The organism is Paenibacillus typhae (assembly GCF_900099765.1).
GTDB lineage: Bacteria > Bacillota > Bacilli > Paenibacillales > Paenibacillaceae > Paenibacillus_AQ > Paenibacillus_AQ typhae.
In genome coordinates this window covers 379,829-393,063 of the sequence record NZ_FNDX01000001.1, presented here as the reverse complement: position 1 = coordinate 393,063, position 13,235 = coordinate 379,829, and the positions used below count along the sequence as shown (strand labels likewise).

Annotated in this window: 9 protein-coding genes; 2 read left to right on the top strand and 7 right to left on the bottom strand. The window is 51.1% G+C overall.

The window, feature by feature from the left end; translation table 11 throughout:
* Positions 1 to 66 precede the first annotated feature (66 nt).
* Entirely contained in the window at positions 67 to 978 is a 912-nt protein-coding gene (locus tag BLR64_RS01510; RefSeq protein ID WP_167360573.1) for an AraC family transcriptional regulator, read from the top strand.
* A 41-nt stretch (positions 979 to 1,019) separates the two neighbouring features.
* Here BLR64_RS01510 and BLR64_RS01505 read toward each other — a convergent pair whose 3' ends face one another.
* Positions 1,020 to 2,996, bottom strand: coding sequence for a hypothetical protein (locus tag BLR64_RS01505; RefSeq protein WP_090711570.1), 1,977 nt, complete (start codon positions 2,994 to 2,996; stop codon positions 1,020 to 1,022).
* Positions 2,997 to 3,145: 149 nt separating this feature from the next.
* Here BLR64_RS01505 and BLR64_RS01500 point away from each other — a divergent pair, with 149 nt between their 5' ends.
* Positions 3,146 to 4,003 carry an AraC family transcriptional regulator gene (locus BLR64_RS01500; protein WP_090711474.1) on the top strand — a complete coding sequence of 286 codons (858 nt, stop codon included), beginning with the start codon at positions 3,146 to 3,148 and terminating at the stop codon, positions 4,001 to 4,003.
* A 58-nt stretch (positions 4,004 to 4,061) separates the two neighbouring features.
* Here BLR64_RS01500 and BLR64_RS01495 read toward each other — a convergent pair whose 3' ends face one another.
* From BLR64_RS01495 to BLR64_RS01470, 6 genes are all read right to left on the bottom strand, one after another.
* Positions 4,062 to 5,684: a response regulator transcription factor gene (locus tag BLR64_RS01495; RefSeq protein ID WP_090711472.1), complete on the bottom strand. Its 1,623-nt coding sequence runs from the start codon at positions 5,682 to 5,684 to the stop codon at positions 4,062 to 4,064.
* A gap of 207 nt (positions 5,685 to 5,891) precedes the next feature.
* Positions 5,892 to 7,529 carry a sensor histidine kinase gene (locus BLR64_RS01490; protein ID WP_244157575.1) on the bottom strand — a complete coding sequence of 546 codons (1,638 nt, stop codon included), beginning with the start codon at positions 7,527 to 7,529 and terminating at the stop codon, positions 5,892 to 5,894.
* Between the two features lie 91 nt (positions 7,530 to 7,620).
* Positions 7,621 to 8,466 (bottom strand): carbohydrate ABC transporter permease, encoded by an 846-nt coding sequence (locus BLR64_RS01485; protein WP_090711470.1) that lies wholly within the window; start codon positions 8,464 to 8,466, stop codon positions 7,621 to 7,623.
* On the bottom strand, positions 8,463 to 9,425 hold the full coding sequence (locus tag BLR64_RS01480; RefSeq protein ID WP_068728072.1) for a carbohydrate ABC transporter permease: 963 nt from the start codon (positions 9,423 to 9,425) through the stop codon (positions 8,463 to 8,465). Before BLR64_RS01480 ends, BLR64_RS01485 begins: the two co-directional genes overlap by 4 nt.
* A 172-nt stretch (positions 9,426 to 9,597) precedes the next feature.
* On the bottom strand, positions 9,598 to 11,679 hold the full coding sequence (locus BLR64_RS01475; protein ID WP_415841004.1) for an alpha-glucuronidase family glycosyl hydrolase: 2,082 nt from the start codon (positions 11,677 to 11,679) through the stop codon (positions 9,598 to 9,600).
* Between the two features lie 85 nt (positions 11,680 to 11,764).
* Entirely contained in the window at positions 11,765 to 13,105 is a 1,341-nt protein-coding gene (locus BLR64_RS01470) for an ABC transporter substrate-binding protein (RefSeq protein ID WP_090711466.1), read from the bottom strand.
* Between the last annotated feature and the right edge of the window lie 130 nt (positions 13,106 to 13,235).

Sequence of the window (13,235 nt, the reverse complement as noted above, 5' to 3'; positions counted from 1 at the left end):
ATAGAACAAATGATTATTGCGTGGATGCCACATATTCCATATATTTCAAGTAAAGGATTGGATGCGATGCTGCAGGATACCGGCCACATTTTTTCACCGATCAGGGAAGAGATGATTTGCTTTCACAATACGTCCACGACAGAGCTGATCGATCCGACGCTGCCTTATCACCGTCATGATGCTTACGAGGTTTATCTCTTCCTAAGGGGCAATTCCCTAATGTATCTTGAACAATCCTGCTACAAGCTGGTGCCTGGAGATTTAATCATTATCAGCCCGGGCGAGCTGCACCGGTGTATCTGCCTGGATACCCAGACGTATGAGCGGATCGGATTGAATATCAAAAGAACCGCACTGGAAAAGCTATCAAGTGCCCGCACCAGCCTGGCCTCCTGTTTCGAGACACACGCTTTTGGACAGAACAATCTGACCCGGCTTACGCAGGAGCAAATGGTATTTTACACCGGATTAGCTGAACAACTGATCAGCTGCCTAAGCTCGGACGAATATGGACAGGATGTTCTGGCCGAAGCCTACGCAGCCCAGCTGCTTGTATTCATCAACACCCTTTACCGCTCCTCGACGCATAGTCCGGATAATATCATGCCTGATCTGGTCAGCAATACGATGTCCTATATCAAAAGCCATCTGGCAGAAGACATCACTTCCGGACGTTTGGAGCAGGAGTTTCATTACAGCAGCAAATATATCAGCCGTTTATTCAGAGAGCATACCGGACTTACAATACGCTCCTATATCATTGACCAGCGAATATCGCTCGCCAAAAGCCATCTCGCAGCCGGCAAATCCGTTGCGGAGGCCTGCGGGCTCTCCGGATTCAGCGATTATGCCAATTTCATCCGCAGCTTCAAGAAGACAGCAGGCATCTCCCCCGGAAAATATAAAACCAATATGCATTCGGACCGGTACCGGAATGAAGCTGCCGCGGCGGCCGGCAGAATAAAAAGATGGAGCTGACCCGTGACCGGGCAGTTCCATCCGTCAATCAGGGAGAACGATTACTTGGCGTCCGCTTCCCAATAATCTCCGACCAGACCTTCTAATACGCTCCCGGCGGCCCAGGGCATCAGACAGAACCAGGTGCTCGCGGGCGAACCGTCGCTGTAGGTTTCCGTTAACAGCCCTTCAGAATGACAAAACCGTTCGGACATCCAGCCTCTTTTGCCATAATCAAATTCGTTATCGTAACGGTTATAGGTCTGGCAGCCCCAGCCCACTGTATCCAGCATCCGCTGCCGGACATAAGGATCATCACGCTGCTGTACATAGTAATAGAGTTCATCAACAAGATTGCCGGACATCGGATGAATATGCGGATTGGCAACGGAAGTCACACTCCCCCCGCAGCTGGACCAGCCAATTGTACTTAACGGAGGCACCTTAACCGGTGAGTTGTAAGCAAATTTAAAGCTGAATTCATAATCGATCGCATCTCTCATATGCTCCAGGAACAGCTCCTCCCCGGTTATCGCATGCAGAAATCTGACAGCCTTAATATAGGCCAGAATGCCTTCTGAATCTGCCGCCTTATCCGCATCAAGCGGAGCCCCGTAGCATTCCATCCGCTTCACGTAAGCTTCGTAGTAGTGCTTCTCGCTATGCTTCAAGCCTTCCAGACTGGTTTTGTCTCCGGTAAGCCAGCTGTAGTAGGCCATAGCAGCCATACACCATACCCCGCCAAAGGAATCATACTCAAGTCCGGCACCGGTTTTCTCCGACAGTATGGCGGGATATTCCCCGTCTGTGTTTTTACTTTTTTCCAGTACAGGCAGTACCTTGCTGACGAAAAGCAACCAATCCTCGTGATGGACATTTTTGATTTTTTTCTCAAATTCATACGCCTTCATAATATAAAATAATGCCTGTGCACACAGGTAGGCAGAATGTCCCGGCGTACGCATTCCGTCAAACCACCAGCCGGATATACTCCATTTCCCGTCCTGATAGGCCTCGTAGGGAAGCCCGGAATCCGGGTTCAGACTATTCGTGATAATGTTCCTGATACAGGAAAGGGCCTGCTCGCGCACGGGCTCCTCTTCAAGCCTCAGTGCAGCCATCAGGACCGGAACAGCTGCGGTCAGACCGCCCGTCCAGCTGATCGAGATTATTTTATTGTAGCGGTAGCCGCCCTTCTCCTTGTCCTCATAGACAAAGGTGGAATAGCTCCGGTCCCCGGGCAGCCATGCATCCTGATAAATCGCATTCGACAGGTCAGCTGCGGCTGTCCGGATATCGCTCCCCTGTCTCGGTGGCTGGTGATAACGGAAATAGATCTCCTGCAGCGCAGGGTTGATACCGAGCTCCGACCCGGCTTCATATGCATACAGCTCCAATGTGAATTCCACTTCTTCGCCGGCAGCCAGCTCAAAGCAATTGTTATCCAGAGCCGCCCGTTCCTTCACAAGCCGTGATTTGATGAACAGCAGCGGGGCATTCTCATAACCCAGCGTATACCCGACGGTTCCTTTGGCAAGCGAGCACGTGAAGCCGCCATACTGGTAGAACTCACCCGAAAGCTCAGGCTTCCACTCTGTTTTGACCCCATCCCTAAAGATAAAATAAGGGCTGGCGCAAAGACCGTATACGAAGCCGTTGTCAAAGGCAAAAGCCGCCGGATGGGATAACCGGTCGCTGCGCACCATCCACCAAGGGGAAGAAGGGCGTGAAGGCTTGCCTTCCCTCAGCCTGGGGAATTCATTCGGAACATTCTGCGGGGCTTCACCGCGGTTTCGCCCGTACATAAAGGCTGGCAGGAAGAATCGCGGATTCTGTTTGGGAAAAGGGAGCTCAACATGAATGACTCCCGACCATGCAGCGCCGGAAAAGTTACAGACCCGCACCCGGGCCTGTGCCGGGTCTGACGCACTACCGGTTCCGCCTGTAACGGTCACAGATGTACTTAGTCCGTGCCTGTCCGGCTCCGTATAGTCCGGCTCATCCCGAAATTTGCTTCTTGCTGTTATTACAAGCTCCACAATAACACGCTCCATTCTGCTTCATGCCACAAAGCACTTGTATTTATCAACCTAACATGTTAGGATATTGACATTTTAAAGTACCTTCAGCGAATAATCATTGCGGTTTCCGCAGTATTTATTGCGCGAACAGATCAGGAGGCTGCAAAGTGAACGAGCCTGTCGAGCTTCGATATGATTTTATCCATAAGGATTTCCTCTACCTGCACAGGACCACTACTTACAATATGGGGACCTTCTATCACCGGCACGAAGCTTATGAGCTATACCTGTTTCTCCGCGGCAACGTCAATTTCTATATTGAAAACAGCTGCTACCGCCTGCAGCCCGGTGATTTGATTGTCATCAGCCCGGAAGAAATGCACCGCTCCTTCAGCCTGGATGATACCGAATATGAACGGATTACCATTAATCTTCAAAAATCCTATCTGCATCGCCTCTCTACTCCGGCCACACTTTTATCCGCGTGCTTCCACTACCGGCCAATGGGAAAAGGAAACATTGTTCATCTAACGCAAGCGCAGCTGGAGCAATTCCTGCAGCTTACCGGTGAACTGGAACAGGCCCTTTCCTCTGATGCGTATGGTACAGATATTCAGGCCAATTGCTGCATCGCTCAGCTCCTGGTGCTGGCCAATACGGTTTTTCAGCAGGCCAGCTTTATCCCGGCAGATATTATGCCTGCACTGGTACGCCAAACAATGGACTATATTGAAGGACATCTTGCGGAGGACATCACATTGGAACAGCTTGCCGGCCTGTTTCATTTGAACAGCACCTATATCAGCCGCCAGTTCAAAAAACATACCGGACTAACCCTCCGTTCCTATATCCTGGACCGCCGCATCGCACTCGCCAAATCCTTGCTGGGAGAAGGGCTAAGCATTACCGAAGCCTGCTATCAATCCGGTTTCAGCGATTATGCGAATTTTATCCGTAGTTTTACCAGGGTCACGGGAATATCCCCCGGCAGGTATGCCAAAAAAAACGCAAGTCCTCCAGAGTAGAGGGCTTGCGCTATAGGCTTGAATTTTCGTATTTATTGGGGCATGCCATTACGCGGAGTCAGTTTTTTATCAGTTCTGTCGGATTCATGCCGGTAATCTTTTTGAACAGTGTACTGAAATAGGGAATGTTTCTGTAGCCGACCCGTTCCGCCACTTCATACACCAGCATGTTCCGCTCCATTAAGAGCTCACGCGCCTTCTCGATGCGTACCCGGGTCAAATAGTTGTTAAACGTCTCTCCGGTAATATTCTTGAAAATGATAGACAGATGATTCCGCGAGATGAATACTTTATCCGAAAGCTCGGCGAGGGTGAGCTCCTCCGCATAATGCTCGTGGATATAGCTGGTCATGAAATCGACCACCTGCCGGTGCTTGCTGCTTCCCTTCCATTGTCTGCTGCTGCAGATTTTGCTGATTTTGTCCATAAGCCAGCTGGCCAGCTGATCCGGCACAACAAGGCCGCTGATCTCCTTGGCGATCAGGTCATTGGTGAACAGATCATCCAGAACGAATCCGGATTCATAAAGTGAGTAGGCTATAATGCCCCACAGCTCGCTCCCAAGCATCTGTACATATCCCTGGGAAATCCCTTCTTGCTTTTTCATCTCCGTTATATAGTCCAGCACAAGGTCATGGGCTTCTGTTTCCTGTGAGGCTTTCATTGCTGCTGCAAGTTTATAAGAAAATTTCACAGGAAAGAGGGCGACCTTAACCGGTGCGCCGCTGCCGCTGCTCTCCCTGTACCTGTACACCTCATGACCCGAAGCGGACCGTAAATCAGTCTGGTCCATGGCCCGGAACGCCTCCTCCGTCGAGTCGGAGAGCCTTGTCCAGCAATTCTTTACTCCCCCGATTCCTATACGGGTAACAAGCTTAAGATAACTGCCTATACTGTCGGTCAGCCTGATACCAAGCTCATCAAGCCTGTATTCCAGCTGTTCCTGCTGCTCTGCCCCCGGATGAATAATCAGTAATGCCCTGGTACTGTGCAGCTCCGTGTATTCCAGATCCGGGAACATCCTGCGCGTCACTTCACAGGCGATGTTGCTGACCGCAAAGCGGAACAGATTCCAGTCCGAGACGGATAGACACTTGGCCCGTTCATCCCGGATCAGCTCGATCCCGACTGTAACATGCCTGCGTTCCTGCCAGTATTGGTAGGCCGGCGGAAGACGCATGCTGTCCCTGTACGCAGAGTCGAGCGTACCGACAGCAGCCGAGCGGACCCACTCCTTTTCTACAAAAGGCTCATACAGCGTCATTTTGAATTCAAGCTCCCATTGGCGGATACGCTTTTCCTCCTCTGCCTCAAGCTCCTGTATGACCTTGCCCAGAATGGATTTTAAAGTCGGCAGGCTGATGGGCTTGGATACATAGTCGGTCACCTGAAACCGCAGGGCCTGCCTGGCATGCTCGAAATCGGAATAGCCGCTCAGGATAATGATTTTACCCTGGAAGCCTTCCTTTCGGAGCCGCTCCATCATATCCAGACCGCTCATGACCGGCATATACAAGTCAGTGATTACTATATCCGGCAGAGTTCTGCGGATAACCTCCAGCCCGTCTTCTCCGTTCATCGCCTCTCCAGCCCATTCGGCTCCCAGCTCATCCCAGGGTATCGCACTTTTCATTCCCTTAAGAACCTGCCGTTCATCATCAATGATTGCGATTTTCCACATGGCTCTTCCCCCTTAACTCCTTTAGCGAAAGCACGCTCCCAAAGGAAGCGCTTACGATAAATCAGCATAGCCTTTTGCCCTATACCAGTCTGCCAGTAATTATTCCTTACTGGCTGGAGGCTCTGCCAGCAGCGGCAGTGTAATCAGCACTCTTGTTCCGCCCTCTTCCCGGTCCTCCAGAACAATGCCATAGCCTGCTCCGAAATATCAGTCAATCCGTTCTCTCACATTGCGGACGCCATAACCTCCGGTGTGCCGGTTATGCGGCCTTTCTTCAGGCTGCTTCAGTCCAGACCCGTTATCCTCAATCCTGATCTGCAGCTTATCACCGCTTTGCTCCATCTTAATAGAGACATAGCCGCTCCGCTGCTTGTTAAAGCCATGGACGATCGAATTCTCAACAAACGGCTGCAGCGTAAGCTTGGGAATGTATAAAGTCTGAAGAGCTGAGGAAGCTTCAATGCTATATTCCAGACCCTCCCCCCAGCGCAGCTGCTGGATTTCAAGATAACAATTAATATGCAAAAGTTCATCGGCAATGGTGATGAAGCTGTTCCCGTTGGACAATCCGATCCGGAACATCCGGCCCATCAGCTCCAGAATCCGGCTTAACTCATCCTGGCCGGCCTCAATCGCCATCCAGTTAAGCTGATCCAGCATGTTATACAGGAAATGCGGATTAATATTGGCCTGAAGCGCTTCAATTTCAGCTTTGCGCTGCTGCTCGTAGCGGCGCTCCAGCGAAAGGTACAGCTCTTCAATCCGCTCATTCTGCTTACGGTAGCCCGCGAATAAATACCCGAATTCATTTTCATAATCTGAAGGGAGCTCCACGTTATCCCCGCCCACGGAATATACCCGCATCGCATTTACAAGCTTCTTGATCGGCTTGGTAAACTGCCTGCTCAAAAAATGGGTCAGCAGCACAACCAGCAGCACTGCACCAATTCCGATCAGACCGATCCATTCTGCCAGCTTCAGACTGCTTGCCGTGATTTGCTTCCAGGAAGTAAACTCTATGAGCGTCCAGATGGAATTATCCATTCTGGAGTAGACAAGCAGCGTATCGCGTGATCCGTCCTTTGCCGGAATATGCACATACCCTGAGCTGTTACTCCTCAGATCGATCCACTGCGGCCAGTCGTCCTGGGCCAGCGTATCGCCGATCTTCATAATCTGCCGGCCTTCGCTGTCTGCCATGATCCGGTTGGAGCCGTCTGAATTCCCTGTTAAGATCTTCCGGATTTCGCCAGCTTTGATGTGGATCATCAGGACGCCAAGATAGTCATTCTCATACACTATTTTTCTGAAAAAGCTGAGTACAGGAACATCCCCCTGCGAAGTAGATAAATTATATTCTTTGGACCAGCAGAAGTCGCTTTTCTCCAGACACCTGATTCCCTCCTGCTTGTTCAGATCATTAAGGCTGCGGAATTGTATATAATTTTGCCGTTCACTGAAGATGGGGTTATCCATATAGAGATCTATGCCCTGGATCAGCGGAATCGCATAGGTCAGATTCGCGAGTGCGCTCTCCACACCTGCACGCCTCCGGTACCTCTCGAATTCATCCTGCCTGTTCAGGAGAAAATTGGTCAGTTCACTGTCACGGGTGCTGGACAGGGAAATCTGCTCAATCATGACCAGCTTGGTTGTTATTTCATTATTAAGCTCATCCAGCAGCTGCTGCTGGTAATGGGATGTCGTCTTTACAAGCGCCTTGGAAGAATTGCTGTAGCTGGTCCATGCGGTAACCCCGATTACTGCAATCAGCACGATGGCAAAGCTATGAAAAAACAGCCGGTCGATTCTATATTTTTTAAAAGGATTTGTCAGTTGCTTCACTTCCCTCCGGCTCCGGTTCAGACAAAATAAACGGTAAAGCAGCGAAAGAGATTCGAGGCTTTACCGTTAACAGACCAATGTTTTTTACATCTTATCCTTTAATTCCCGTAGTTGCAATCCCTTCCACGAAATACTTCTGAAGGAACATGAACACGATGGTTGCCGGAAGGATCGATACAAGTGACATGGCAAGCAGCTGGCCCCATTCCTGGGCGGATTGGGAATCATTAATCATCCGGAGCGCCAGACCGACCGTATACTTGTCTACCGTGTTGATATACAGGAGATGGCCCAGGAAGTCATCCCAGTTCCACAGGAAGCAGAAGATCGTCACGGTTACAATTGCCGGAAAAGCAAGCGGCATCACCACTCTCCAGAAGATGCCGAACCAGGAGCAGCCGTCTATTTTGGCAGATTCGTCAAGCTCTCTGGGAACGCCGCGTATAAACTGGATCAGCAGGAAGACGAAGAAGCTGCCGCCTGCCCCGCCCGCGAGAAGATGGGGGATAATGAACGGGAGATACGTATTTACCCAGCCAAGCTGATAAAACAGCGCATACTGGGGAATGATCAGCACCTGTCCGGGCATCATCAAAGTTAGCATCAGGATGGAGAACCAGAAGTTTTTAAGCGGAAAATCCAGTCTCGCAAACCCGAAGGCAACCAGCGTAGTAGATAACAGTGTTACGACAATGACTGCCAGCTCAAGGCCGAACGTATTCAGATAGAAATCGGTGAATGTATGTCCGGGAACCGAATTCCAGCCGTCGCTGAAGTTGCTCCACTGCGGAACAGACGGAAAAATGGACGGCGAGTTTAGCTCCGTAGTATGCTTCAGCGATGCGCCGATCCACCAGATCACCGGATAGACCATCACAAAGCTGAAGAGAATCATAAAAAGATGACGAAGAACCGGCTTTACCTTTAATGTGGTCATTTACGTTTTCTCCCTCCAGTGTCAGCTTCATAGAATACCCAATATTTCGAGGTATAAGAGATCAGCAGCGTAGCTGCGATGATGGCCAAGAGCATAATCCAGGCGAGCGCCGAAGCATACCCCAGCTCGTAACGGCTGAACGCTCTTTCATACAAATACATTGCATACACATAAGTAGCATTCATCGGGCCGCCGTTCGTAATGACAAATGCGGATGTAAACATCTGAAAGGCGTTGATAACAGACATGATTAGATTGAAATAGAGAATCGGCGAAAGCATCGGCAGCGTAATTCTGAAGAATTGGGTCACTTTATTGGCTCCGTCTACGGAAGAGGCTTCATACAGATCATTCGGAATTTGCTTCAGGCCTGCCAGAAAAATAACCATCGTTGAGCCGAATTGCCAGACCGTCAGCAGAATCAGCGTGCCAAGTGCCGTATCAGGACTTGTGATCCAGCCCTTTCCTTCAAAGCCGAAGACAGCGATCAGCTTGTTGAAAACCCCGTCAACCCCAAAGATGTTGCGCCAGAGCAGCGAAACCCCGATACTGCCTCCGATCAGTGAGGGAAAATAAATGGCAGTGCGGTAGATGCTGATCCCCTTAACCGCCTTGCTGAGGATCATTGCTACAAAAAGCGCAGCTATCAGCTTTAAAGGTACGGAAGCGAGCACATAAGTGAAGGTTACCTTGGCGGATTGAACGAATCTGGGGTCTGCTGTAAAGATCCGCTCATAGTTGCGGACTCCGATCCACTTCATCGGCTGCATCAAGGTGTAGTCGGTAAAGGAATAGTACAGGGATAGGAATAACGGGTACGCCGTAAGCGCTAGAAACCCGATCAGCCAGGGGGAAATAAACAAATAGCCTGCTAACGGTGCGTTCCATCTGCTTTTGAAATAGGAGCTTTTTTTCGGCTTCGCAGCAGTTTTGGCTATGGCGGCTGTGGAACGGTTCATCTGTGGTCACCTCTTGTGGTTAATTTATACCTTAAGTATATAGGCCGCCTATGGCCTGCTAAAGGAGGGCAATGCTCGAATTCTTTCAAAATATAACGATAAACGAACCGTCTCCCGCCCTTCCCGCCATAAAAAAAGAAGCGGAATGCTCCGCCTCTTTCCCGTAATAACATTAATAGATTGTTCTCCCGTGCTGGTCGGGTATACCGCTTTTCCGGAGGAAGTACGTATTGATCCGGTCCCGCCATTCTTTACTGTGCCCGGCCTGCTCCGTTAGACGCTCTTCCACATGCCTGTACGCCCGATCATCCACCTGTCCCTTCATAAGCTTCCAGTCCGACAGCAGCCCGTATGCCCGCTCTGCGCCTTCAAAATGAGTGTCATAAATATGCTGGATCACGGTTTTACCCGAATGCAGCACATGTGTATACGGGACATGATGGAAGAACAGCAGCAGGTCATCCGGACAGCTGTCAAGGGACTCATATTGTTCCATATTGGCCTGCACATATTGGGAGGTATACCCCGTACCTGTAGCTGTTGTCCGGTCAACACCCATTCCATGGCAATCTGCAAAATGATAGGTGCCCCACATGGAGTACTCATATCCGTCCACATTTGGCCCGTAATGATGATCGGGATTCACCATAAACCCTACGCCCAGCGGGGCCGTGTAAGATTCATAGATTTCCCAGGATTCCATGAGGATTCTTAACAGGAGCTGAAACGGTTCATGGGCTGAAGCAAAGCCAAAAGTCAGCGTAATCCATTCCCCGGCAATCGCATCGGCAGACAGCCCGGGATTCCAGGCAAGACGTCCGTAACCGTATAAATTAGCCTGTGCAAGCAAATGGCCCGTCCAGTTGCTGTCATTTCCTATATTAGAGACGGCAGCAAAGCCGCTGTAGGGATTGCCGTGAACGGAACCATCCACAATGCGCCGGACAGTCGTCCCCTTCCCCTGAAGCTGTGTATCAAAATCCAGAATTTCCTTCCACTGGGGCACCAGATAGCACACGTGGCGCTGCTGGCCGGTATACTCCTGGGCAATCTGGAATTCAATGACCTGATTCGTCTTGGGCATAGCGCCCAGCAGCGGGGAGACCGGCTCCCTTACCTGAAAGTCAATCGGCCCATTCTTTATCTGCAGAATGACATTGTCCATGAAGCGTCCGTCCAAGGGCTGAAAATGGTCATAGGCTGCCCTTGCGCGGTCGGTGGAACGGTCACGCCAGTCCTGCTTGCAGTTGTAGACGAAGCAGCGCCAGATGACAATGCCGCCATACGGCTGCAGCGCTTCAGCCAGCATATTGGCCCCGTCTGCATGATCTCTGCCGTAGGTGAACGGTCCCGGCCGGTTCTCCGAATCGGCCTTGACCAGAAATCCCCCGAAATCAGGGATAGCTTCATATACTGCAGCTGCTGTCATCCGCCACCACTCGCGGACGTCCGGGTCCAGGGGATCTGCCGTCTCAAGACCACCGATCTCCATTGTGCTGGCGTAATTAATGCTCAGAAACAGCCTGATGGCATAGCTGCGGAAAATCGCTGCCAGCCTCGCTACATCCGGCAGGAAATCTGTCAGAAGCCGGCTTTCGGTCTGGTGGACGTTCACATTATTGATCGTTATGGCATTGATGCCGGTGGAAGCCAGCAGACGGGCGTAATCCTGAATCCGTTCCAGCTGGCCGGTGATCATGTTATTCTCATAAAAAACGGATTGCCCGGCATACCCCCGCTCGACACTCCCGTCCATGTTATCCCACTGGTTGATCATGCGCAGCTGATTGGCCGGATTCTCCAGAATATTCAACTGCCGGACAGAACCTCCTGTCCCCATAATCCGCAGCAGATGGAACACGCCATATAATACACCTGCAGGGGTAAGCGCCCCGATAACAATACTGCCGGTCTTGTTGTCGGTTTGAATGGCATAACCTTCCGCTTGAACAGCATTGCTTACCTCCGTGCTGAAGAATCCGTCAACCACTGAGTCTGCACCGAAGGTTCCAATAATAATACTTGGGGACGCTGCTATTGTCTCCGAGACCGAAATCTCTAAACCTGTAATTCCCTTAAGGCCTTGAACCAGCTCGTCCGCAGCCGTACGAAGCACAGTATTGTCCAGGCCAGCGGCAACAATCCGCTGGTATTCCTGATAACGTCCCGCCCCTCCAGCCGCAGGATTGCGGTATTGCAGCCAGGCCAGATACCCGTCTCCCGGCTGATAATGCACCGAATATTCCATATTCATAAATCCTCCTATACTCTAGTTAAGATTAGGCATCCAGGTAACGGCAAGGCCCGGAACAAAATGCTCCGGGCCTTTCGTTCTGGAACTATTTTTCGTAAGCCTGCGACGCTTCCTTCAGCTGCTCAAAGGCTTTCTCCGGTGTCACTTTTCCAAAGCTGAGCTGGTCACGCACCAGTACCCAGTCCTTGTCGATAAAGTTGGTCCAGCCGCCGGCTCCGGCCGACCAGGTCTGGCCGTCCGGCTCTGTAGCACGGAGCAAGCCCAAACCAACCTTATCCAGATCACTCATGCTGGCTTCCAGCGCCGTTGCAATTTCCTTGTTGGCCGGAAGGCCGCGGAAAGTCTTGAGAATATTCCCTGCTTCCTGGTCATTTACAAACCAGTTAATGAATTTCTTGGCTTCCTCAGCATGTTTGGAGTTTTCGGAAACGGACAGATACATGGATGGCTTCAGCCAGCCGCCCGCTTCTTCCGCCCGCGGCATCGTAACAAGGGCATAAGCACCCGGCTTGATGCTGTCCCAGGTACCAAGGTTATTGGAGAAGCTGTACCGGAACAGAACCTTACCTGCTGCCAGCAGGTCCATTTGCGGATCATTTTCTTTATCGGAAGCATTTTCATCCGCCGGAGGAACCAGGCCTTCCTTGCGCAGCTCTTCAAATTTCTTGGTCCACTCCAGGAAGACAGCCTGATCGACGTTAAAGTGGCCGTCATCTGTAATGACCTGGCCCTTGCCTTTGGCGTACTGGTAGGCCGAGTACATAAAGTAGTTGCCGCCATAGTCCAGGGTGAAATATTGCCCCTCAGGCAGCTTGGATTTGGACTCCTTGGCCAGTGCGAAGAAATCATCCCATGTCCAGCCGTTAGCCGGATTTGCAATGCCGAGCTTATCCATGGCCGCCTTGTCGTATACCATCCCGAAGGCTACCGAGCCAAGCGGAACCGCGTATTGCTTGCCGTCAAGCTGTCCGCCGGACAGCAGCTTGGCATCGAATTTACTGACATCCACCTCAGGCGCCAGGTCGGCTAATTGGCCCCGGGACATCCAGTCCGGCATCCAGCCCGGATCAAGCTGAACGATATCCGGTGCATTTTTTGCTGCAGCCTGTGTCGATAATTTGTCCAGGTATCCATCCATACCTGAATATTCCGGTTCGAAGGTAACATTCGGATTGTTCTTTGTGTATAACTCCAGCGCAGCCAAGGTAGCCTCGTGCCGCGGCTGGGATCCCCACCACATAATACGCAGTTTCACAGGCTCATTGCTGGGAGCAGCCGTCGCCGCTGCAGTAGTGCTGGCAGGCTCGGGAGTAGCCTCCGCCTTGTTTGTAGCTCCGTTGCCGTTGCCGTTGCCGCCGCAGGCCGCCATCGTTCCCAGTAAGGCCGTCATGGCCAGCACTGTAAGAGAACGCTTCCATTTTAACATCTTTAACCCTCCTAATTTAATCTGTATTCACTTGCTACACCGTTATAGTAACAATTAAAGATGGAAGTTCATATGAGGGTGATGCACGATTTATTTTAAAATCGCACGAAAAAAGCTGCAGCCCTTACAA